The organism is Collinsella sp. Sow4_D11 (assembly GCF_052116465.1).
Taxonomy (GTDB): Bacteria; Actinomycetota; Coriobacteriia; order Coriobacteriales; family Coriobacteriaceae; genus Collinsella.
The window spans coordinates 17,686-41,071 of record NZ_JBQKLA010000012.1 but is presented as its reverse complement, the minus strand read 5'-3'; the positions used below and the strand labels follow the sequence as shown (position 1 = coordinate 41,071).

The window sequence follows — 23,386 nt, the reverse complement described above, 5'->3', positions numbered from 1 at the left end:
CGATGCGATGTATCTGCACCTGGCCTACAACCGCAACATGATTGTGGAAGGCACACAGACAAAAGGCATTTAAGGCTCGGCAATGATCTTTCTTTGATAAAACGCAAGCGGCGGCCGCCCAAACATGGGACGGCCGCCGCTTGCGTTGTATCAAATGGTGCAATGGGGTCAGGTTCACATGCACCAAGTTGGTGCAAAGCAACCTGTCCCCATGCAACAAGGGGTTGACTAGAGCTCGCAGGCGACCTTGTAGCCATCGCCGATGGCGTCGCGAATGTTGCCGCACTTGTTGGCATCGCCCAGCACGTGAGTGGTAACGCCGGCTGCCGCCAGGTCGTCGGCCAGCTTGGTATTGGGACGATAGCCCATAGCAAGCACCAGCGTATCGGCACCGGCGATGGTGTGGACCTCGCCGTCCTTCTCGTAGCTGATAGTGTCCTCGGTAATCTCGGTCACCTTGGCCTCGGTCAGCACGTGAACGCCCTTTGAGAGCATGCGCGTGATGAGCACCGCGCGACCGGCACCACCCTCGTTGGCGGCGAGCGTCTTGGTCATCTCGATGACGGTGACGTCGCGGTTGGCCGGCGACAGGTCGTTGACCAATGGGGCCAGGTAATCGGCCGTCTCGCAGCCAACGGTGCCGCCACCCACGATGACGATCTTCTTGCCCGGGAAAGCCTTGCCGCCCAACAGGTCGTCAGCCGTCATAACCTGCTTAAAGCCCTGCATGAAGGCCGGGGTGATAGGCTCGGCGCCATAGGCCAGGACGACCTCGTAGCCGGCGTAGTCACGCTGAATGTCCTCGGCAGTAAGCTCGGTGCCAAAGACGCACTTTACGCCGGCCTCGGCCAGGCGACGGTACTGATACTTGATCACGCGGGTGAGTTCCTGCTTTGCCGGCGGAACGGCTGCGATGCGCATCTCGCCGCCCGGCTCGTCCTGCTTATCCACGAGCACCACGTTATGACCGCGTTTGGCGGCAATGTAGGCTGCCTCCATACCCGCGGGACCGGCGCCCACAACCAGTACGTTCTTGGCCTCGGCGGCAGGCTCGTAGCCAGCCTCGTCGCGCTCCACGTCCGGGTTGACGGTGCAGGAGATGCGCTTGCCAAACATAATGCCGTTCAGGCAACGCAGGCAACCGATGCAGGGACGGATCTCGTCGGCGTTGCCAGCGGCTGCCTTGTTGCAGAACTCGGCATCGCACAGATTGGCGCGGCCCATCATACAGATGTCGGCCGCGCCGTCCTCGATCAGCTCCTCGGCGATCCAGGCCTCGTTAATGCGTCCGACGGTGGCGACGGGAATGTTGACGTGCTTTTTGATCTCGCGCGAGCAGGCGGCGTGCGAGGCCTGCTGCGTGCCGGCGGCGGGAATCGCGGAGCCACGCTTGATGGTGGTGCCGCCCGACACGTGAATCATGTCGACGCCGGCCTTTTCCAGGCGACGCGAGACGTAGATCATGTCGTTGAGGGTCAGGCCGCCATCGGTGTACTCATCGCCCGAGATGCGGACGTCGATGATAAAGTCCTTGCCGCAGCGCTCGCGAATCTCGGCGATGACCTCGAGCAAGAAGCGCATACGGGCGTCGAGCGAGCCGCCGTACTCGTCGGTACGCTTGTTGTAGAGCGGAGTCAAAAAGCCGCCGAGCATGCCGTGGGCGTGTGCCGCATGGACCTCGACGCCATCGACACCGGCCTTCTGCATACGTACGGCAGCGTCGCCAAACTGGTGCGTAAGCTCGTGAATCTCATCGACCGTGATAGGACGCGGTGCCTCGCGGGCATAGGACGGGCCCACAAAGGACGGAGCGATCAGGCGCGGCGTGCCCGGAATGTTAAAGGCCATGTAGGCGGGGTGGAAGAGCTGCGGCATGATCTTGCAGCCATACTCGTGGACGGCCGCGGCGAGCTTTTCCCAGCCGGGGATAAACGTGTCGTCGTAGCAGCACATGTCACCCGGCAGATAGGTATAGGTAGGCTCAACCGTCACGACCTCGGTAATGATGAGGCCCACGCCGCCCTTGGCGCGGGCACGGTAATGATCGACCAAGTCGTCGGTCACATAGCCGTGATCGGCTAGGTTGGTAGATACCGGCGGCATAAAGACGCGGTTCTTGACCTCGGTCGTACCGACCTTGATCGGGCTAAAGAGCATCGGGTAGGCACAGGACTCCATACAGGGTTCCTTTCGTTTAAGCCGCTCGGCGGCAGTTGCTAACACACCTATCGTATCAGCAGCTGCCGTATCTGCAGTCATACATGCCCAAGCGCCGTTCGACTAATGAATACCGCGGCCCAAGTCTTCGGCGATTTTGTCCACGCCCTTAAGTGCGGCACACGTCTTTTTGTTGGAGCAATGCCCTGTGCAAACGCCACCCTGAGCACAGTCGGCGCAGGTGCCCTTGCGGTAGATGCGCACGCATACCGCGACAAACGCAATACCGATAACAGCCAGAACAACAATATCGATAGGTGCCATAGCAAGCCTCCTCTAGTTAACCATAACTTACTTTACCCCATTTTCCACCTGCCAAAAAGGGACAGGTTTATTTTGGTCGGTTTTATCTGCGGAAACGCCACATCTCCCCCACCGCCAAAAAGCCCGAGTGTCGCTGGGACACCCGGGCTCGTGGAAAGGGGCTAATCCTTATTCGGGCTTAAGCGGAAAATGCGGCGGAAGCAGTGCTGGTCTCGTCCTCGTCGGTCCATGCATGCGCAGGGATAGGACGAAAGATCTGGAAGAGCATCGCAACCAGCAGCACGATGGCCACAATCGTCCAGATACCAAACTGCCCCAGAACAAGCAGGTTGTAGAACTGGTTGATGAACAGGCCGATCACCCAAGCGAAGGCGCACTCGTAACCGATGGCAATCGCGGTCCACTTGCCGGAGTCCATCTGGTTACGGATAGTACCCATGGCGGCAAAACACGGAGCGCACAGCAGGTTGAACGCGCCAAAGGCAACGCAAGCGCCCATGGTGGGGAACATACCGGCAAACGCAGTCCACAGGCTCGGGTCGGTCTCGGCGGCATCAGCCACGGACAGCAGCGAGCCGGCGGTGGCGACGACGTTCTCCTTAGCCACAAGGCCCGAGACGGTCAGCGCAGTTGCCTGCCAGGTGCTAAAGCCGAGCGGAGCGAAGATCCAAGCGACCAGGTTACCGAGCATGGCAAGCACGGAGTAGTCCATGAACTCCTCGGGGATGCCGTCCATTGCAGGCAGGAAGCCAAAGGAACCGTTGTAGCTTCCAAAGTTGGAGAGGAACCAAACCACGACGGTGGATGCGAAGATGACCGTGCCGGCCTTCTTGATAAAGGCCCAGCAGCGCTCCCACACGTGCAGTGCCCAAGAGCGGATCGCCGGGAAGTGGTAGGCAGGAAGCTCCATAACGAACGGCGTCGGGCGACCGGCGAAGAGCTTGGTCTTCTTGAGCATAAGGCCCGAGGCGATGACGGCGAAGACGCCCAGGAAGTAGAAGAGCGGGCTGATCCACGCGGCGGTGGTGGAAGAATCGCCGATGATGGAACCCATGAGCAGGGCGATGATCGGCAGCTTGGCGCCACAGGGAATAAACGTGGTGGTCATGACCGTCATGCGGCGGTCCTTCTCGTTCTCGATGGTCTTGGTGGCCATGACGCCGGGGACGCCACAGCCCGAGGACACGAGCATGGGGATAAAGGACTTACCGGACAGGCCAAAGCGGCGGAACACGCGGTCCATGATAAAGGCAACGCGGGCCATATAGCCGCAATCCTCCAGGAAGGACAGCATGACGAACAGCAGGAACATCTGCGGCACAAAGCCAAAGATGGCGCCCAAACCGCCGACGATGCCGTCGCAGACCAGCGAATCGACCAGGCCGCCGTCCTCGGTGCCACCCGCCACAAGGGCATCGTGCACCACGGTGGTGATACCCGGGACATAGGGGCCGTACTGCGCCGGGTCAACCGAGTCGGCATCGTCGCCCGCAGCCTCGACGGCTGCATCGTAGGCGTCGCGGCCCTGACCGAGCACATACCAACCGTCGGTGCCAAAGAGCTGGTCGTTGGTGAAGTCGGTCACCGTGCCACCTAAGGTGGAAACGGCGATGTAGTACACGCAGAACATGATGACCACAAAGATCGGCAGGCCCAGGATACGGTTGGTAACCACACGGTCGATCTTCTCGGAGGTGCTCATCTTGGCCGGAGCCTTGGTGAGACACTCGTCGATGATGTGCGCGATGACGCCATAGCGCTCACCGGTGATGATGGACTCGGCGTCGTCATCACAGTCCTGCTCGCACTGGGCGACCAGCTCTTCCACGCGAGCGGCCTTCTCCTTGGTGAGGTTGATGAGCTTGCAGGCGTCCGCATCACGCTCGAACAGCTTAACCGCGTAGTAGCGACGCTTGTTGGCGGGAACGCTCGCCGGCAGGTTGTTTTCGATGTGGTCCAGAACGTCCTCGATGGAGGAATCGAACTTGTGCTCCGGCACCTGGCCCTTGGAAGCAGCGGACTTCTTAACCTGCTCGAACAGTTCCTTAATACCCTTGTTCTTAAGGGCCGAAATCATCATGACCGGGCAGCCGAGCTTCTTGGAGAGCTTGTCCGTGTCGATCTTGTCGCCGTTCTTCTCGACCAAGTCGGCCATGTTAAGGGCAACGACCACGGGTAGGCCGGTCTCGATAACCTGAAGCGCCAGGTACAGGTTGCGCTCGAGGTTGGTGGCGTCGACCACCTGGACGACCACATCGGGCTCGCCGCTCATGAGGTAATCGCGCGAGCATTGCTCCTCGGGGCTGTAGGGGGAAAGCGAGTAGATGCCGGGGAGGTCCGTGATGGTAACGTTCTTGTCGCTCAGGAGCTTGGCCTCCTTTTTCTCAACCGTGACGCCGGGCCAGTTGCCAACGTAGCCGTTGGCGCCGGTGATCAGGTTGAAAAGCGTGGTCTTGCCGCAGTTGGGGTTACCCGCCAGCGCGACATGGATCTGAGAATCCGCCATTCAATCCTTCTTCCTTGTTTGCCCGCGCTGCTTTCTCCGCGCAGGATGGATAATGTGCTTCAAAGTTACTGCATTAAGTTAGAAATATCTAACTTAATCTGCAGAAATATACGTCGTGGGCCCTTACTGGACCTCGACGACGGCCGCCTCCTCCTTGCGGATGGAAAGCTCGTAGCCGCGCACGTTGATCTCGACCGGATCACCGAGCGGTGCAACCTTCACGACCTTAAACGAAGTGCCCTTGATGAGCCCCAGGTCCATAAGGTGGCGGCGAAGCGCGCCCTCACCGTGAAGCTTGACGATGGTAGAGCTCTCGCCCACCTTAACGTCACCCAACGTCTTCATCCTCTTGTCCCCCTTTCGGTTTTTATGAAATGCTGCGGATTAACCGACGGTCATGATGTGCATGGCAACCTTGGAATCGATGCCAAAGCGTGCGCCCAGCACCGTGACGATGATATTGGCGCCACTCGAGCTCACCACGTGGATCTCGCTGCCCTCGATAAAGCCGAGGTCCTTGAGACGGTGCTTTATGTCCTCATCGCCCTTTACACGAGAAACGTGCACGGTTTCGCCCGCTTTTACCATCGAAAGCGGCATGGCCGGCATCTGCGGTCCGCAAGACATGAGTGAGCTCCTAACATCGGTTCGTCCTCAACATCGACGCGATAAAAGTTAACCGCGTCTATGTTTGCTATAGTAAACTAACACGTGGTTAACTTTTTGGAAAGGGTCTCTATTCAGTTTTCGAAAAAGTTTCCCATATTAAACAAAGGCATCGCAAAGACGGTCTCTTTGCGGTGCCTTGTCATACCAATGTATGAAACAGAGGGAACTCTCCCTTTTTCACATTGTTACGCTTAGAGCGAGAGGTTTCTGATCGACGTGACGCACGAGGCCTCATCCGCGCCCGAAACATGAAAGACGACGCTCTCACCGCACTCACCATAGAGGGCCATGAGTCCCATGATATCGCGGCCATCCGTGTGGCGATCGCCGATGCTGACCGACACGTCACTACGATGTTTGGCGATAATGTCATAGAGAAGCGCAACCGGGCGGGCATGTAGTCCCAACGGATCTTTAATCGTCTTTGTAAACTCGACCATGTCCCCTCCCGCAGCATCGCACATTTGGCCGGCCAAACCCAGCCACGTGGTAGTTATTGTAGCGTTAGATGCTTGTCGAGAGCGGGACGGAAACCACATCCCACTTCGAGTGTCAACGATGGGGCACAGTTTCCGCCAGAAGGCTCAACCGGAAACTGTGCCCCATTATTTTGTCGAATTCTGGGCCGCGCTTTCCCAGAGGACCCCCTTTGGGAAAGCGCGGCCCATTCTGGACGCAGATTCCGGGACGCACTTTCCGCGACGTCCGGTCACCCTATGCCCTCGCAACGCCCGCGCATAAAAAACGAGGGAAGGCACGCGTCCTTCCCTCGTTAGAGACAATATGTAGCCGCTCGCCTACATCAAGCGCAGGCTGACGTCCTTGAGCTGGGCGCCGGAAACGGCACTCGGGGCGCCCGACATAAGGTCGGAGCCGCTGGCCGTCTTGGGGAACGCCATGACGTCGCGGATAGAATCGGAGCCGGTAAGCAGCATGCACACGCGGTCCAGACCCAGGGCAAAACCGCCCATCGGGGGCGCACCAAACTTGAGCGCCTCCATGAGGAAGCCAAACTGCGACTCGGCGCGCTCCTCAGTAAAGCCCAGGAGCTTGAGCATGGACATCTGCATCTCGGCGTTATGGATGCGCATGCCACCGCCGCCGGCCTCAAAACCGTCCATGACAAAGTCGTAGGTGCAGGAACCGGCAGCCAACGGGTCGGCCTCGATCTTGGCGATGTCGGTCTCAGTCGGCAGAGTGAACGGCTGGTGCTCGGCTGCATAGGCCTTGCGGTCCTCATCCCAGTGGAACAGCGGGAAGTTGACGACCCACAGGAAGTCGTGCCCCTCGCGTTTGATCTCGAGTGCGTTGGCCATGTGAGAGCGCATGCCGCCCAGGATCTCGTCAGAGAGCAGGCGCGGGCCGGCGGCGAACATCACGAGGTCGCCAGGCTCGACGTTCATGCGCTCGCGCAGAGCCGCCATCTCCTCGTCCGAGAAGAACTTGACGATGGGGCTGTTGATGGAGCCGTCCTCGCGGAAAGCGATCCAGGCCAGACCCTTGGCGCCAAACGTGGAGGCCACGCCGGCGAGCTTATCGATCTTGGCACGTGCCCAGGCACCGGCGCCCTTGGCGTTGATGGCCTTGACGACAGAGCCCTCCTCGTTTGCGGCAGTCGCAAAGACCTTGAACTTGGAGTTGGCAAAGATGTCGGTCAGATCGACCAGATGCATGCCATAGCGGGTATCGGGCTTGTCGGAGCCATAGGTGTCCATGGCCTCCCAGTAGTCCATGCGACGCAGCGGCGTGGGCATCTCGACACCCATGCGACCGAAGGCGTCGGCCAAGACCTCTTCGAGTGCGCTCATGACGTCGTTCTGGTCCACGAAGGACATCTCGATATCGACCTGGGTGAACTCGGGCTGACGGTCGGCACGCAAGTCCTCGTCGCGGAAGCACTTGGCAACCTGGTAGTAGCGCTCGACGCCACCGACCATGAGCAGCTGCTTTAGGAGCTGCGGGGACTGCGGCAGGGCGTAGAAGTTACCCGGCTGAATACGGCTGGGAACGATGAAGTCGCGGGCGCCCTCGGGCGTAGACTTGAACAGGGAGGGCGTCTCGACCTCCATGAACTCACGGTTGTGAAGCGCCTCGCGAATGGCAAAGGTGAAGTCGGAGCGCAGCTTGAGGTTGGCCATCATCTCGGGACGACGGAGGTCCAGATAGCGATAGCGCAGACGGGTGTCCTCGCTGGTCTCGATGCCGTCCTCGATCTGGAACGGCGGGGTGACGGAGGTGTTGAGCACCTCGGCGTGGTCGGTCAGGACCTCGATCTCGCCGGTCGCGAGCTTGGCGTTGGTGGTCTCCTCGCCACGGGCGCGCACGACGCCGTGAATCTTGATGGGCCACTCGGGACGCATGGTCTCGGCGATCTTAAAGGCATCGCCATCGGAGTGCTCGGGGTCGAAGGTGAGCTGCGTGATGCCCTCGCGGTCGCGAAGGTCGCAGAAGATAAGGCCGCCGTGGTCGCGGCGACGGCTCACCCAACCGGTGAGGGTGACCTCTTCGCCCACGTTCTCGCGGCGAAGCTCGCCGCAGGTATGGGTGTGCATGGAATGCTCGTCGATGGGACGGGTCTGGCTCATACCAGTGATCCTCCTTTATGGATCTGTGCCGCCCCGTGTCGTTCCGGGCGGCGTCGTACAGATTTGCCCAGCCTGCGTAAACCGCGCAGCCGGACATGGCGTTCTATCTTATCGCACCCGCGCCGATGTACCGCGAAAAAGTGGCTCCCGCTCAAAGACTTGACGGAGACGAAACAATTGGCGCACCGAACTGCCCGCCCGCGCTTGTCACGTGCGACAATGTGCCTACAATACAACCGCACTCGGAAAGGCCCGCCATGACTGCACGCCTCATCGTTATGGATATCGATTCCACGCTCATCAACCAGGAGGTCATCGACCTGTTGGGCGAGGAAGCAGGCGTGGGCGGGCAAGTTGCGCGGATCACCGAACGCGCCATGCGCGGCGAGCTCGACTTTAAGCAGGCGCTCGAGGAGCGCGTGGGGCTGCTTGCCGGCCTGGACGAGAGCGTTTTCGAGCGCACTTTTGAGCGCGTGACGTTTACCCCCGGCGCACTGGAGCTTGTGCGCTCGGCGCACAGCAAAGGCTGGAAGGTCGGCGTGGTAAGCGGCGGCTTCCACGAGGTCGCCGACAAGATCGTGGCCGCCGCGGGCATCGATTTTTGCCTGGCCAACCGGCTGGAGGTCGTAGACGGCAAGCTCACGGGCAAGCTGGCGGCAGACATTGTGACCAAGGAATCCAAGCTCATCCAGCTGCTGGATTGGGCGGGTGAGTGCGGTGTCGATATGGCCCATACCGTGGCGATCGGCGACGGCGCCAACGACATCCCCATGATTCAGGCCGCGGGCACGGGCATCGCATTTTGCGCCAAGCCCAAGACGCGCGAGGCCGCTCCGTTTGCCATCGACGAGCGCAACCTGATGCTCGCCATGGACATCATCCTGCGTGACTAGCCGATCCATCTAACAACAGAATCAAATCCCCTATATCTAGTTTCCGAACAATTTTGTCTTAGTGTTCGGAAACATACCCTTTGAGTGCTAGAATTTGCGCCGTCGAAGGGAAGATATATGGATAAGCGAGATCTTGAGCAGTTACTGAGCGATGTTGCCGACGGAGCAGTCACCCCGGCAGTCGCCCTTACGCGCATCCAAACGGCGCCAACCGCCGATCTGGGTTTTGCGCAGCTCGATCTTTCGCGCGGGGTGCGCCAGGGGGCCGGTGAGGTTGTCTACGGCGCCGGTAAAACCGCCGAGCAGATTGCAGCCATTATCAAAGCGCTGCGCGATGCCGGCCAGGAGCGCACCCTGGTTACGCGCCTGGATGCCGAAAAAGCAGCCCGCACCTCGGAGCTTCTCGACAACGGTATCGACCTGGGATATGTCCCGAACGCCCAGCTCGCCCTCGTGGGCGGCAAGCCCTCCCCTACCGGTAACGGACGCATCGTTGTCGCCTGCGCCGGCACGAGCGACTTGCCCGTCGCCGAAGAAGCCGCGTTGACGGCCGAGTTCTACGGCAACGAGGTCGACCGCCTCTACGACGTAGGTGTCGCCGGCCTGCACCGTCTGCTCGCGCATACCGAGGAACTTGCCCAGGCACAGGTGGTCATCGCCATCGCCGGCATGGAGGGCGCGCTGGCGAGCGTTATCGGCGGTCTGGTAAGCTGTCCGGTCATTGCCGTTCCCACCAGCGTGGGCTACGGCGCGAGCTTTGGTGGCGTAGCCGCGCTGCTCGCCATGCTCAACTCCTGCGCCAGCGGCGTTTCGGTCGTCAATATCGACAATGGCTTTGGTGCCGCCTACCAGGCAAGTCTTATCAATCATCTGAGCGCCGGAACACCCTGCGCCCGTTAAGGAGCATTCCATGTCCAACCATCAGCATACGCTTATCATCGACGGCACCTCGGGCATCAGCGGCGATATGACCGTCGCGGCCCTGCTCGACCTGGGTGCCAGCGAGGAGCACCTGCGCGAACAGCTCGCCACGCTGCCGGTCGACGGCTTTACGATCGCCGTCACGCGTGCAAACAAGCATGGCATCGACGCCTGCGACTTTGACGTTCAGCTGGCAGAGGAGCTCGAGAACCATGATCACGATATGGCCTGGCTCTTTGGCAACGAAGCAGCTGCCGAGCACACGCACGAGCATGAGCACCACCATCATGACCATGGCGGACATGAACACGAACACTGCCACGAGCATACGCACGAGCATGACCATGAGGCTCACGGCCATGGCCACGAGGACCATCACCACGCCCACCACCATCACCACCGTTCTTTGGCGGACGTCACCGCCATCATCGACGGCTCACAGCTAAGCGATGGCGCCAAGCGTCGTGCCCTCGCCATCTTTACCGCGCTCGCCGCCGCCGAGGCCAAAGCTCACGGCAAAACGCCCGACACCGTCCTGTTTCACGAGGTGGGCGCTGTCGACTCCATCGTCGACGTCTGCTCTGTCGCCATCTGCCTCGACGACCTGGGCATTGAGGATGTTGTGGTCGAGTCGCTCTCCGAGGGCCACGGAACCATCCGCTGCGCCCACGGCCTCATGCCCATTCCCGTCCCCGCTGTCGTCAACCTGTGCCAGGCAGGCAATATCGCCCTCACGCCTGCACCGGTCGCCGGCGAGCTCGTGACGCCAACGGGCGCCGCCATCGTCACCGCGCTGCGCACGTCCGACCAACTGCCCTCACGCTACCACATCGAAGCCGTCGGCTACGGCGCCGGCAAACGCCCCTACGAGGGTTGCTCCGGCACGCTCCGCTGTCTGCTCGTTCACGCGGACGCATAGCCATGGATGCCCGCAAGGCAAAAAGCCGCGCTGCCATCGTTGCGGCGTTCTCCGAGCTCCTGCGCGAAGAGGACTACGGCAAGATTACCGTCGGCGACATCATCGCTCGCGCCCATGTAGGTCGGGCAACGTTCTACGGCCTCTTTAAGAGCAAAGATGACCTGCTCGCTGAGTTCGTGTGCGATATCTGCACCCATGCCCTCGACGATGACGGTACACCCCTCAATGACCCGCTCGTACAGGTCGAGCATATCCTCAACAACCTCTGGGATCGTCGTCAGGGCGTACGCGCCCTCGTAGCCGGCGCCGGCTCGCGCGTCTTCGCCGACTGTCTCCGCAAGACCATCATGTCGCGCGCAGCCGAAACCGTCCCTGTCGACCCCACAGGCCCCGCCAGCACCATGAATCGCAACTTCCTCCTCCACCACATAGCCTCAAGCTTCGTAGCCACCGTCCAATGGTGGGCCTGGCACAACTTCCAAGCCGACAAGGCCGACGTAGCCAAAGACTACCTATCAGCCATAAAACCCCTCTTCACCTAAGTAAGAGGCTCATCCCAGAGCATTGCCCCAACCCAAGGCGCCCGCGCATCCCAACGTGTCACTCGCACTTCAACGCCCCCCAACAGCGACAAGCCCCTCCCATCCAAATTCAGAAATATGTTGGGTTGCTTGTACAAACGCAACAAAGACCCCTCAGCTGTCCGCATGGGGTGACTTCCCAGCGCATTCCGCAGGACGAAAGAACCCCCGCCGCACGAAGTGCGCAGCGGGGGTTCTTTCATGTCCGAGGACGCGCTGGGAAGTCACCCCATGCGGCCAGCGGACTACTATGCGGCCTTGGACTAGAACATGCCCAAGAAACCGTGCACAAACAGCGCGGCCAGAGCGGCACCGATAAACGGCGCGATGCCAGGAACGAGCAGGCCGTACTTCCAGTTGTTGTCAGCCTTGTTCTTGATCGGCAGCACCTGATAGGCCATGCGAGGACCAAGGTCGCGTGCCTGGTTCATGGCGAAGCCGGTAATGCCACCCATGCCCATGCCAACGGCCCAAACGATCAGGCCGACGCAGATAGCGAGCATCAGAACGTTCTCGCCGGCGCGGCTAGCGGCAGCAAGGATGGCGCTGATGAACACAAAGGTGCAGATAGCCTCACAGAAGAAGTTGCGGGCATAGTTCGTGCCCTCGGTGGTGGGGTTAGTCGAGAAGATGTTGCGCTGGGCAATGGGGTCGACGACGCCCTCGGAAGCCTTGAACTCATCGGTATACATAAACCAAGCGATTACGGCGCCCACAAAGCCGCCGAGCATATCGGCAATCATGAAGGGGATGCAGCTGCTCCACGGCACCAGACCGACGATGCACTGGGCAAGCACCATAGCCGGGTTCATGCACACGGCGCCGCCAAAGACAAACAGGCAGACCGAGATGCCAAAAGACCAGGTGGTGATGGCAAACATGTGGCCGGAGCCCTGATACTTGGTGCCCTTAAGCACGGTATCGCAGTGTACGCCCACGCCAAAGATGATCATGAGGGCCGTTGCACCGAATTCGCAGAGGAGTTTGGTAAGCATAAAACCTTATCTTTCTTGTCGGTTACAAACGATTCGTTTAGGCCGCGCGCTAGTGCTGAGCGACGACAACGCCCAGGCCATCGGGAATGACGGCTACCTTGGCATCGGCACCCTTCATTTCAAAGGCGAGCTTGAGCGCCTCCTCGAGGGTGTTGACCGGTGTCATATGCATATCCTTGAGCATCTGGTGATCGCACAGGTCGGTGACCATGATCACAGGGTGATGCGCCAGGATGCGGGCAAAGATCTGGCTCGTCCACTGGTCGGGCAGGGTCTCGTCCTTAGGACGGTCGATGCAGGCGCGCTCAAACTCTGCCGGATCGTTGTCAGCGATGTTGTGATAGAAGCCCTCGCCACCGTGACCATCGGCGCAACCGGCGACATCGATGATCACGCCGCCCTCGGGAAGTGTGGCCTCGGCAGCGCACATGCCCTTCACGGCCTGATAGACGTTCTGATCGAGCGGATAGCCACCGTTGGTGGTGATGGCAATCTCGCACTCGACGGGCTCAACGCCGGCAAGGCTCTTCACGAACTCGCAGCCGGCCTCGTGCGCCTTGTGAATGTCGCCGGCAAAGGAGCCGATGACCTCGTGCTTGCCGTTGAGCACCACGTTGAGCACAAAGGCAAGGTGAGCCATCTCGGCAGCGGCAAACATGTCCTCGCTCACGTGGTTGTGGCACAGGTTGCCGGCGCGCGAATGGGAATCGTTCACAAACTGGCCGTTGTGGTTGTACATGATGGTCTTGTAGCTGGCGATGCCGGGCAGCACGGACTTGCGGCTGCCAGAAAAACCGGCAAAGAAGTGCGGCTCAATAAAGCCCTCGGCAAGCAGCAGATCGCAATCGGCGGCAATCTTGTTGATGATGCACTCGCCACCAGAAGGCAGGGTGCCAATCTTTTCCATCATGCTGTCGTCGGTCGCGACGTGCATGACAATTTCCTCGTTGGCAACGATCTCCTCGCCATACTTGTTGACGAGTTCCTCGTGCGTCGATGGACGATGCATACCCGTAGCAACCAGAATGCGAACGCGCGCCTCAGGCGCAGCGGAGTGGATGTGATGCAGCAGAATAGGCATCGTCACACGCGAGGGAACGGGGCGCGTATGGTCAGAGCTAATGATGACAATATCCTTCTTGCCAGCGCAAAGCTCCTCGAGCGAAGGCGATCCATAAGGGTTGGCAAGCGACTCCTCTACCAGCTCTTCCTGCGATTTTGCAGTCTTAAACTCGTTTTGGTGACCTTCCATCACACCCGCGAAGTTCTTATCCTCGAGCTCCAGATGCAATGTCTTGTGGTCAAACGGCAGTTCACATTCAAACAATGACGAGCGCCCTCTTCCTTTCAACTGACACACTAGATAAACCGTTGGAAGGATACGCCGCTCACCGAAAAACGCCACCGTCCACCGAGTCGTTAACACAACGTTCATATTTAACCCACAACAAAACGGCCGCGACCCCAAGAGGGACCGCGGCCTCCTGTCAAAGAAGCTATAGGCAGGGTGGCTTACGCAGCGCCGAGGCAAACATCAATCCTGTGGCATGCGCGTGTAAGCTATTTTGCATAAATAGGTCAATATACTGCATAGAATGACGCATTGGGTTTCGAACCGCAACATGGTAGCCCCCTCCGGAGCGTGCATTTTTGCGAGTATTCAGCATCGCAAGATAAGATTTTGGTGTCAAAAGTCTTTCAAAAGGTAGATCGTCCTCATGACTCGTCCCATCTGGATAACATGCGGCGAGAAACCAGCCATATATGAGCATCGCCAAGGCCCAATTGTCTTGCAAAATCATCAACAAAGGCAGCGAGGGCCGGCTATGGCCTTATGCATCGATCTTTGGCTGCTGAAAACTCCGTTTTTTGCACGTCGCCCCAGGCACCACCCTCACCCAGCGGCCTTCCGCCGAAGCTGGACATCGCAAGGCCCGCCATCAGTTTACTTTTAGGCACACTCCGCAGGACGCAAGAAGTCCTCGCCGCACTCCACGCTATGCGCGAAGCGCGCCATTCTTCTCCTCAGCTTTAATTCCAGAAGACCGAGGACGAAGGGGGCCGACGGGTTTCCCTCTGAATGCATTCCGCAGCACGAAGCCCTTTCCAAACGCGCGAAGCGCGCCATTATTCCCCCAGCAGTAATCCGCCGAAGACCGGACATCGCAGGGCCCGCCATCAGTTTACTTTTAGGCACACTCCGCAGGACGCAAGAAGCCCTCGCCGCACGAAGTGCGCAGCGAGGGCTTCTTGCATGTCCGAGGACGTGCCTAAAAGTAAACTGATGGAGGGCCCGGACGACTGCAGGGCTATCGATTACCCCGTGTTCTGCAGACCTGCCGAGACGCCGGTCACAGTCGAAAGAATCAGGCTCATGTACTCTGCCTTCTTCTCCTCGGCCATCTCGTCCTGGTTCATACGCACCTCGCGAAGGGCGCGGACCTGGGCGATGGACAGGGCGTCGACGTAGGGGTTACGCACGCGAACGGCACAGCCGAGCACGCGACGACGCTGCAGCGGCCACTCGTCACCGACGATGGCAAGGACCCACTTACGGGTGAGTTGCATCTCGGTAAAGACCTTCTTGGACAGATCATCGCGGTCGCCCAGATGCAGATACATCTTGGCAATGCGCTGATCGGTCTTAGCAATCGACATCTCGATGTTATCGATAAAGGTGCGGAAGAACGGCCACTCCTGGTAGGCAGCCTTGAGCTGGTCAAGATCGCCCAGCTGCTCGCAGGCGGTGCCCAGGCCGTACCAAGCGGCCAGGTTAATGCGTGCCTGGCTCCAGCTGAAAATCCACGGAATGGTACGCAGGTCGTCGAGCGACTTGGCACCCAAGCCGCGCTTGGCGGGACGCGAGCCAATCGGCAGCAGACCAACCTCGGTCAGCGGCGTCACAGTCGAGAACCACGGTGCAAAGTCCTCGGTGTTCAGCAGGTCCAGATAGCGCTCGTGGCTTGCGGCGTTGAGTTTCTCGGCCATATCCCAGAACTTCTGCGTGGTCTCGGTGTTGGTCTTCTCGACGCTCGGGGCCGACTGCAAAAGCGTTGCGGCGGCAACGGACTCAACATGGCGCTGAGCCAGCGTGCGGTTGCCGTAACGGGCAAAGATGACCTCGCCCTGCTCGGTGAGCTTAAAGAAGCAGTTGACCGAACCCTTGGGCTGCGCCAGTACGGCTTTGTTGGCCGGGCCGCCACCACGGCCCACGGCGCCGCCGCGACCGTGCATGAGCACCAGGTCGATATCGTTCTTCTCGGCCCACTTGGCGATGCGCTCCTGCGCGGAGTGCAGCGCAAGCATGGCCGTGGTAGGACCGGCATCCTTGGAGGAGTCGGAGTAGCCCAGCATAACCTCCATGCGGCGGTTGGTCTGGGCAAGACGCTTCTGCACCACGGGCAGCGTAAGCATCTGGTCGAGCACGTCAACACAGCCCTCGAGGTCCTCGAGCTGCTCGAACAGCGGGATCACGTCGAGCTCGGGAACGTCCTCCTCGTGTGCGAAGGACAGGTGGGCCAGCTCAAAGACGTCGGCCACATGCTGGGCACTCTTGGTAAACGAGATGATGTAGCGGTGTGCCATCTTCTTACCGTAGCGCTTTTGGATGGAGCCGATAGCGCGGAAGGTGTCGATGACCTCGCGCGTCATGGGCTGCAGGTCGCCATGGATACCGTTTTCGTGGATATCCTTAAGGGCGCGGGCATGCACCACGGAGTGCTGACGGAACTCCATCTCGACCATATGGAAGCCGAAGGACTCGACCTGCCAGATGATGGTCTGCACCGGGCCGTAGGCGGCACGGACGGCACCGCAGGCAGCCAGCGAACGCTGGACGACGCGCAGGTCATCCAGGAACTCGTCGGCGCTGTGATACATGGTGTCGGTGATACGGCGTACGGTGGCGTTCAGACGGTCGGCCATGACGAGCATGACGGCGCGATGCGGCTCGTGCTCGGAGATAAGCTCGGCGCGGGCCGTGTAATGGGCACTCATCTCGACCTGATGGTTCCACAGGTTGATGAGCTCGGCAGACGGCTTGCTGTAGGTGGCCTCGAGCGTGAGGTTGCGGCCGATGCGGCGGCACTTGTCCTCGAGCTTGAGCACCATGTGGGTGAAGTACTTGGCGGCGACCTCACGGCTCACCTTGGCGGTGACGTTGGGGTTACCGTCGCGGTCGGAACCGATCCAGCTGCCGGGATGGAAGAACGCCGGGCACAGCGGCGGCACGGTACCGGCCTTGTCACCCAGCACCCAGTCGTCAAAGCGACGATAGATGACGGGGATGACGTCGAACAGCGTGTTATCGAAGATGTCGATGATGGTATCGGCTTCCTCGACCGGCGTGGGCTTCTTGAGCGCGATGGGGCTCGTACGCACCAGGGCGTCGATCTCCTGCAGCATATGGCGCTCGTTCTCCACCAGGTCGGAGCCGCCCAGACGCGGACGCTCCTCCAGCAGGTTAGAGATACGGCGAATCTTGCCCTCGACGGCCTTGCGACGGGCCTCGGTGGGATGCGCGGTAAAGACGGGATGGAACTCAAGCTTGCCGAGCAGCTCGTTGGCGCCCTCGACACCCATCTCATCCACCAGCTGGTGATAGGCGACGGTGAGTTCGTTGGCGGGATCGACCTCGGTATCGGTCGATGCGCCGGCCTCACGCTCGCGCAGCTGCTTCACACGGTAGTTCTCCTCCGACAGGTTTGCCAGATGGAAGAAGCTCGTAAAGGCACGGACGATAACCTGCTGCTTATCGAGCGGCAGGCTGTCGATCAAATCGACGACCTCGCGAAACGCCACAGCAGTGGGCTCGTCGGCGGTGGGCACGCCCTGCTCGTCGACGGCCTCGTCGGCGGCACGGCTACCGGGGTTGCCGGCATTGGCCACGATCTCGGCCGACAGAATCTTGTCGAACAGGTCCGCGATCTCGGGATCATACTCGCTAAGCACACGGCGCTCCAGGCGCAGGAACAGCGCAAGGTTGTCGCGCAGCTCCTCGGGAATCTCAATCTCGGCGAGACGCTCCCTGGACTCGGCATTCGAGCCGATTCGGTTAACGAGGCGGTTGACCACGGCAGCGACGCGCGCCGCGGCTTCGGGTACAGACTGGTTGCTTAGGTTCTCAGCCACGTTTCCTCCCATTCCTCCTTCTATGCACGTAACATGCGGTATTCATTATAGGCACTTGAGAAACACTTTCGATACTGATTGCGCTTTACCACACAAAAGTATTTTCTGCATTGCAAGGCTTTTTGCCCCAAATGGTCGTATTTCTCGGTGGGCGGCATATGCAAACGGGGACATTCCGCATAAAAGCGAAACACCCCCGTAACAATCGTTCGCCGCGAGCGGGACGCGTTAGCGGACCCGCAGCTCAAAATGATGCCCTACAGGCGCTCGCGAACCGACTCGACAACGTTGGCCAGATCGACCAGCACCTCGTCATGGCTCTGCATGTCGCGCACCTTGACCTTGCCGGCGGCAAGCTCGTCGCCGCCCAAGACCAAAATGAGCTTGGCGCCCACCTTGTCGGCCTGCTTAAACTGAGCCTTGAGCGAACGACCCTGATAGTCTGCCTCGGTCACGATGCCTGCGGCGCGAAGCTTCTGCGTAATGGCAAAAACGTTCTGACGCAGTTCCTTGCCGGCGTTGGCAACGTAGACACACGGAGCCTCATCGGCACCCAGGTCGCTGCCAAAGGCCTGCAGGGCCAGCAGGGCGCGCTCAAAACCGACGGCGAAGCCGACACCGGCCGTGGGCTTGCCGCCCTCGAGCTCGACCAGGCCGTCGTAGCGGCCGCCGCCACCGATGGAGCCGACGCCGGCGCCGGGGGCCTCGACCTCAAAGACGGTACGGGTGTAGTAGTCCAGGCCGCGCACCAGGGTGGGATCCTCGACATACTCGATGCCGGCGGCATCCAGATAGCGCTTGACCTGCTCGTAGTGCTCGCGGCACTCGTCGCACAGGTTGTCACCCATCAGCGGGGCCTCGGCCATGATCTCGCGGCAATGGTCGTTCTTGCAGTCGAAGGCGCGCAGCGGGTTGAGCTCGGCGCGCTCGCGGCACTCATCGCACATCTCGTCGGCGTGATCGAGAATGAACTGCTTGACCTGCTCGCGATAGGCCGGACGGCACTGGGCATCACCCATCGAGTTAATGAGCAGACGGAGCTTGGAAAGATCGAAGCCCAGACGCTTGTAGAACTCCATGAGCATAATGATGCACTCGGCGTCCGCAGCCGGATCGGGAGCACCGAGCCACTCGATGCCCACCTGATGGAACTGACGCAGGCGGCCCTTCTGGGGGCGCTCGCCGCGGAACATGGCCTCGGCATAGTAGGCCTTAAACGGCGTGGAGCCCTGGGGCACCAGGTTGTTCTCCACGACGGCGCGCACCACGCCGGCAGTGCCCTCGGGACGAAGCGCCAAGCGCTGTTTGGGCTTGAGCTTGGCATCGGTGCCCTCGGTAAAGACACGTTCCAGGTTGGCGCCGCTAAACACGCGGAACATCTCCTTGCGCACGACATCGGTCGACTGGCCGATGCCGTGGACAAACACGTCCACCTGCTCGATCGCGGGCGTCTCGATGGGCTTAAAGCCAAACGGCTCGAACACGCCGGCAGCAATCCGCTGCATCTTTTGCCAGGCGCGCATCTCGGCGCCGATAAGGTCGCGGGTTCCCTCCGCCTTCTGTGCCTGCATGGGCAAACACCTTTCTTTTAGTATCGCGTCATAGGTAGTGGTCATTATACGGCACAAAAACAAAACGCGGCGACGCGTCTGACCGAACGAGGGTATGGGGGCTCGTTCGGCCAGACGTGCCGCCGCTGCAGCCGATCCGCTTTCCTCCGCCCCCTTCGAATCACACAATCTGTTGGGGACAGAGGAAAACGGATCATTTTGTATGCCCGTGGCCGCCTTGGAAACCGAATGATGGTACGAGCATCCATTCGGCTTCCAAGGCGGCCACGGACAGAACACGGGGCGAACAGAAAAGAGCGACGGACGTCTACTCCCCCGCCACGCTCGCACGCAGCTTAGCGGCGATGGGCTCGGATGCCAGCAGGAATACGAGCATGACCACAGAACACACCAGGCACACGATCCAGGTGCTCGCAAAGGAGCCCGTGGCATCGAACAGCACGCCCGAGACAATGGCACCCACGGTGCCGCCGACCATCTCGAGCGAGGTAATGGTGCCCGTGACCTTGCCCAGATCGGCCATGCCAAACTGCTTGGACGCGGCGATAGTGGGCGTGATGGTGCCCATGCACGTTCCGACACCAAAGCTCACGGCAGCCACGATGGGACCAAGATCGGTCGCGGGGAAGCACAGGGCTACGCAGGCGATAATGCACGCAACGGATCCCAACACGTTGCCAAAACGTAGGCCAAAGCGATCGTAAATGACGCCGAGCGAAATCTTGGCGATAACGACGGTGACCATATAGGCCGAAAGCACAGTGCCCGCCCACACGGGGTCGTGACCGCCCGTGACAATCTTGGCGCCGTTGACGGTAACGCTCGTCATGTTGGTGATCTGGTTGGGCAAGATGGCACCGTTAACGAGGCCCATAAAGAGAAAGGCGACGACAAGCAGCCAAAACGCCGGGCTCTTCTTGATGCGAGACCAACCGACGTTAACCTCGGGAGCCGTGTGCTCGTCCTTGTCGCCAGCTGTCGAGACGGACGGATCGCCCGGGTTCTCGCCGAGCGGCTTAAGGCCTATCTCAGAAGGCTTGGTGCGGAAGGAATAGGCCGTGATGGGCAGCGCCGCCACCATGCAGATAGCCGCGAGCACCAGGAAGGCGGAACGCCAGCCAACGCTCACGATAAGCGAGCTCACGGTGGGAGACAGAACAGCGCCTCCAAAGCCCGAGCCCGAAAGTGCTATGGAGATCGCAAGACCTCGCTTGGCCGTAAACCAGTTGGCGGTCACAAGGCTAATGAGCAGGCGGGTCGAGGCGACGGCAAAGCAGCCCGAGACGGCAAAGAGCACGTAGACCTGCCACAGCTCACCGACAAAGCTCATCCCGGCAAGAACGGCAGAGGTGGCGATAACGGTAAGGGAACCCAAGATGCGACCGCTCACTTTGTCGGCAACATGGCCAATGACAAGCGAGCCGACAACGCTCACCACGGTTGAGATGGCGTTGGAGATGTTGTACTGAGCAAGGGAAATGCCCAAGTCGCTCACGATAAGCGGCTGAAACAGGCTCATGCAGTTAACGAAAATCGTGTAACACGTGGCCATGATGACAAAGCCGGAGGCCACGACGAGCCAACCGGGGAAGAATTTATGCTGCTGGGACATGGATTACTCCTTGTGGTCGGCGATATAGCCCAGGGCGACCGCCGCATAAGCCGCGGCGCCGAGCGGCAACTCGGCATCGCTAAAGCGTGCCTTGGGATGGTGCTGGGCAAAGTGCTCGTCCGTATCGGTCACAGCCGCACCGAACGTAAAGTACGCGCTCGGTATCTCGCTCGAGATAAGCGCAAAGTCCTCGCTCGCCATGGCATGGAACAGCGGCAGGAAGGCGGCCTTGGGCAACGTCGCACCCACGTAGCCAAGCGAAGCCTGGGTCATATCGTCATCGAGCACGAGCGGGGGAACATCCGAGAGCGTCTCGATAGTCGCCGGCGTACGATAGGTCGTGGCAACGCCTTTGACGACCTCCGCGATGCGGGTCTTGAGGTGCTCCATGAGCTCAACGTCAAAGCCGCGCAATGTTCCCTCGAGCACGCAGGTGTCGGGAATCACATTGGCCGCTTGGCCACCGGCAAACTTACCCACGGTGAGCGCGACCTCCTTGGCCGCCGGCACCTCACGAGCGATAAGCTCCTGGAGCGCCAGGTGCACATGCACGCCTGCCGTGATGGGGTCGATGCAGATCTCGGGGCTCGAACCGTGGCCGCCCTTGCCCTGCAGCGTGATGCGGAAACCGTACACGCCCGAAAGCGCCGGGCTGCCGTAGAGCACCAGGCCAAGCGGCGACTGGCTGTTGACATGCATGGCAAAAGCCGCCTGAGGACGCGGGTTCTCGAGCAAGCCGTCGGCGATGGCAGCACGTGCCCCCTCAAAGGTCTCCTCGCCCGGCTGGAACAACAGCTTGACGGTGGCATTGGCGTCGACAAGCGCGGCCTCGCGAGCCTTGAGCAGGCGCGCCGCACCAAGCAGCGCCGTCGCGTGCATATCATGACCGCAAGCATGCATGCAGCCATTGGTAGATGCAAAGAGCTCGCCGGATTCCTCGACAACGGGCAGGGCATCCATGTCGCCGCGCAGCATAACGACCGTACCGGCCTGTTCGTCCGTGCAGACGCCATTGCCCTGGGCCGCGGCGGCACCGGCACCGACAAGGCCCACAACGCAGGAACCATCGACGAGCGTGGAAAATGGGATGTCCATCTCGTTCAGGCGCGCTTGGATATACGCAGAGGTCTGTGGGAGATCGTTACCGAGTTCGGGCATCCGATGCAGATCGTGACGCCATGCGGCAAGCTCATCGGCAAAAGCCTGAGCCTCTTTGACCAGACCGTCGCCAATGGCGGCTTGCGCCGCCGCTGAGGTCTGAAGCGCTGGTTGTGGTTGGAAATCGGACAGAGCTGGTGCCATAGATGCCCTCCAGTAAAGTTTTAGCAGCAAGCACTTTCATACTCTAAAGTGCAAGGCATAACTTTAAAGACAACGCATAAAAAACGCCGCCCCAGAGGGACGGCGCAACAGATTGTTTACAAACGCGCTCGCGGCTTTTTACGCAAAAAGCCAAAGTGCGTCTCGCTCAAGATAATCGACAGGAAGATGAGCGCAAATCCGGCAAGCAAACGCGAGGTGAGCACCTCCCCCATCAGCAGCACCGAAAACAGCACGCCCGATGGCGACTCCATCGAAAGCAGTAGTGAGCCCGTCGAGGCCGGGACATGCGCCAAGCCCACGTTTTGGATGAGCAAACCCACGCATGTGCAGCCCACCGAGAGAAATGCCATCACGCCAATAAAGCTCGGCGTCCACACGGATAAAGGCGCCTGGGTCTCGAACGGCAGCGAAGAGATCAGGCACAGCACACCGTTGCCCGCAAACATCCAAAACGTGATGACGTTGATGTCCATCTTGCGACCGTACTTAGCGGCCACCGCCATCTGGATGGCAAAGAAGACCGCGCCGCCCAGCGTAATAACATCGCCGACATTGAACTCGACGCTATCAAGCGCCACCAAGCCAATGCCCGCCAGACACAGCAACGCGGCGCCCAAGTTGTAACGGGTAAGTTTTTCGCCGCTTAGGACATAGCTCGCAAACGGAACCAAGATGCAGTACGTGCCCGTCAAAAACGCGCTTTTGCCTGCCGTGGTCTGCGCCAGGCCAATCGTCTGCAAACCGTAGGCACCCCACATGAGCGCGCCCATACCAAGTCCAACAATCAGATTTCGAGCGTTGAAATGGGCAACAATGCGCTTGTGGAAGACGGCAAGCATGACCAGCGACGCCGGAAGAAAGCGAATGTAGAGCAGCTCGAACACCGGAATGGTATCGAGCGCGTCCTTCATGGTGGTAAAGGAATAGCCCCAGATGACCGCTATCGAAAGCAGCAAGACCTTCCAGAACAGCGGCGAGCGCGCACCGGCACCGCGAGAGGCACCGCCGGCACCCAGGTCTTCGCGGGCTACAGGGCTATCGGGCATATTTTCGATTTCAATAGCGGCATGATGGGCCATAGGGCATCCTCGCGCTCGGTCTGGGCGTGGTGTCCGCACGCGCGCGACCGCATGCCGCCTCATGGTCAAATAAAAACGGGACGCGCCGGACCCCCGGCACGCCCCGCAACTGTAGCAACAA

Annotated in this window: 18 protein-coding genes; 4 read left to right on the top strand and 14 right to left on the bottom strand. The window is 60.3% G+C overall.

Going from position 1 to position 23,386, the window contains the following annotated elements; all coding sequences use genetic code 11:
* Window positions 1-228: 228 nt before the first annotated feature.
* The 7 genes from ACTQ40_RS06430 to aspS all read right to left on the bottom strand — a co-directional run bounded on the left by ACTQ40_RS06430 (window position 229) and on the right by aspS (window position 8,241).
* Window positions 229-2,178, bottom strand: coding sequence for an NAD(P)/FAD-dependent oxidoreductase (locus ACTQ40_RS06430; protein WP_441563635.1), 1,950 nt, complete (start codon window positions 2,176-2,178; stop codon window positions 229-231).
* A 102-nt stretch (window positions 2,179-2,280) separates the two neighbouring features.
* The gene (locus ACTQ40_RS06425; protein ID WP_117634210.1) at window positions 2,281-2,481 is read right to left on the bottom strand and encodes a hypothetical protein; all 201 of its coding nucleotides are present in this window, start codon (window positions 2,479-2,481) and stop codon (window positions 2,281-2,283) included.
* Window positions 2,482-2,659: 178 nt separating this feature from the next.
* The gene (feoB, locus tag ACTQ40_RS06420) at window positions 2,660-4,987 is read right to left on the bottom strand and encodes a ferrous iron transporter B (RefSeq protein WP_441548497.1); all 2,328 of its coding nucleotides are present in this window, start codon (window positions 4,985-4,987) and stop codon (window positions 2,660-2,662) included.
* A gap of 123 nt (window positions 4,988-5,110) precedes the next feature.
* On the bottom strand, window positions 5,111-5,332 hold the full coding sequence (locus ACTQ40_RS06415; protein WP_006234774.1) for a FeoA family protein: 222 nt from the start codon (window positions 5,330-5,332) through the stop codon (window positions 5,111-5,113).
* A 39-nt stretch (window positions 5,333-5,371) separates the two neighbouring features.
* Window positions 5,372-5,614 (bottom strand): FeoA family protein, encoded by a 243-nt coding sequence (locus tag ACTQ40_RS06410; RefSeq protein ID WP_229770688.1) that lies wholly within the window; start codon window positions 5,612-5,614, stop codon window positions 5,372-5,374.
* 233 nt (window positions 5,615-5,847) lie between these two features.
* Complete coding sequence (locus ACTQ40_RS06405) at window positions 5,848-6,096, bottom strand: HPr family phosphocarrier protein (protein WP_441032208.1); 249 nt, start codon at window positions 6,094-6,096, stop codon at window positions 5,848-5,850.
* A gap of 357 nt (window positions 6,097-6,453) precedes the next feature.
* Window positions 6,454-8,241, bottom strand: coding sequence for an aspartate--tRNA ligase (gene aspS, locus ACTQ40_RS06400; RefSeq protein WP_427719815.1), 1,788 nt, complete (start codon window positions 8,239-8,241; stop codon window positions 6,454-6,456).
* A gap of 257 nt (window positions 8,242-8,498) precedes the next feature.
* Here aspS and serB point away from each other — a divergent pair, with 257 nt between their 5' ends.
* The 4 genes from serB to ACTQ40_RS06380 all read left to right on the top strand — a co-directional run bounded on the left by serB (window position 8,499) and on the right by ACTQ40_RS06380 (window position 11,516).
* On the top strand, window positions 8,499-9,134 hold the full coding sequence (gene serB / locus ACTQ40_RS06395; protein ID WP_441548496.1) for a phosphoserine phosphatase SerB: 636 nt from the start codon (window positions 8,499-8,501) through the stop codon (window positions 9,132-9,134).
* 117 nt (window positions 9,135-9,251) lie between these two features.
* Window positions 9,252-10,034: a nickel pincer cofactor biosynthesis protein LarB gene (gene larB / locus ACTQ40_RS06390; protein WP_441548495.1), complete on the top strand. Its 783-nt coding sequence runs from the start codon at window positions 9,252-9,254 to the stop codon at window positions 10,032-10,034.
* Between the two features lie 10 nt (window positions 10,035-10,044).
* Window positions 10,045-10,974, top strand: coding sequence for a LarC family nickel insertion protein (locus ACTQ40_RS06385; protein WP_441548494.1), 930 nt, complete (start codon window positions 10,045-10,047; stop codon window positions 10,972-10,974).
* A gap of 2 nt (window positions 10,975-10,976) precedes the next feature.
* Window positions 10,977-11,516: a TetR/AcrR family transcriptional regulator gene (locus ACTQ40_RS06380; protein WP_441049131.1), complete on the top strand. Its 540-nt coding sequence runs from the start codon at window positions 10,977-10,979 to the stop codon at window positions 11,514-11,516.
* Window positions 11,517-11,818: 302 nt separating this feature from the next.
* On the opposite strand, the gene larD is transcribed toward ACTQ40_RS06380, so the two are convergent.
* The 7 genes from larD to ACTQ40_RS06345 form a co-directional block, all read right to left on the bottom strand.
* Window positions 11,819-12,550, bottom strand: coding sequence for a D/L-lactic acid transporter LarD (gene larD / locus ACTQ40_RS06375; RefSeq protein WP_441017382.1), 732 nt, complete (start codon window positions 12,548-12,550; stop codon window positions 11,819-11,821).
* Between the two features lie 49 nt (window positions 12,551-12,599).
* The gene (gene larA / locus ACTQ40_RS06370) at window positions 12,600-13,877 is read right to left on the bottom strand and encodes a nickel-dependent lactate racemase (RefSeq protein WP_427748316.1); all 1,278 of its coding nucleotides are present in this window, start codon (window positions 13,875-13,877) and stop codon (window positions 12,600-12,602) included.
* A gap of 989 nt (window positions 13,878-14,866) precedes the next feature.
* Window positions 14,867-17,680 carry a phosphoenolpyruvate carboxylase gene (locus ACTQ40_RS06365; RefSeq protein ID WP_370450652.1) on the bottom strand — a complete coding sequence of 938 codons (2,814 nt, stop codon included), beginning with the start codon at window positions 17,678-17,680 and terminating at the stop codon, window positions 14,867-14,869.
* 257 nt (window positions 17,681-17,937) lie between these two features.
* Window positions 17,938-19,251 carry a histidine--tRNA ligase gene (gene hisS, locus ACTQ40_RS06360; protein ID WP_441563634.1) on the bottom strand — a complete coding sequence of 438 codons (1,314 nt, stop codon included), beginning with the start codon at window positions 19,249-19,251 and terminating at the stop codon, window positions 17,938-17,940.
* Window positions 19,252-19,558: 307 nt separating this feature from the next.
* Entirely contained in the window at window positions 19,559-20,863 is a 1,305-nt protein-coding gene (locus ACTQ40_RS06355) for an MFS transporter (RefSeq protein ID WP_441032221.1), read from the bottom strand.
* Between the two features lie 3 nt (window positions 20,864-20,866).
* Window positions 20,867-22,165 (bottom strand): M20 family metallopeptidase, encoded by a 1,299-nt coding sequence (locus tag ACTQ40_RS06350; protein ID WP_441563633.1) that lies wholly within the window; start codon window positions 22,163-22,165, stop codon window positions 20,867-20,869.
* Between the two features lie 116 nt (window positions 22,166-22,281).
* The gene (locus ACTQ40_RS06345; RefSeq protein ID WP_441547629.1) at window positions 22,282-23,232 is read right to left on the bottom strand and encodes a DMT family transporter; all 951 of its coding nucleotides are present in this window, start codon (window positions 23,230-23,232) and stop codon (window positions 22,282-22,284) included.
* Window positions 23,233-23,386 lie beyond the last annotated feature (154 nt).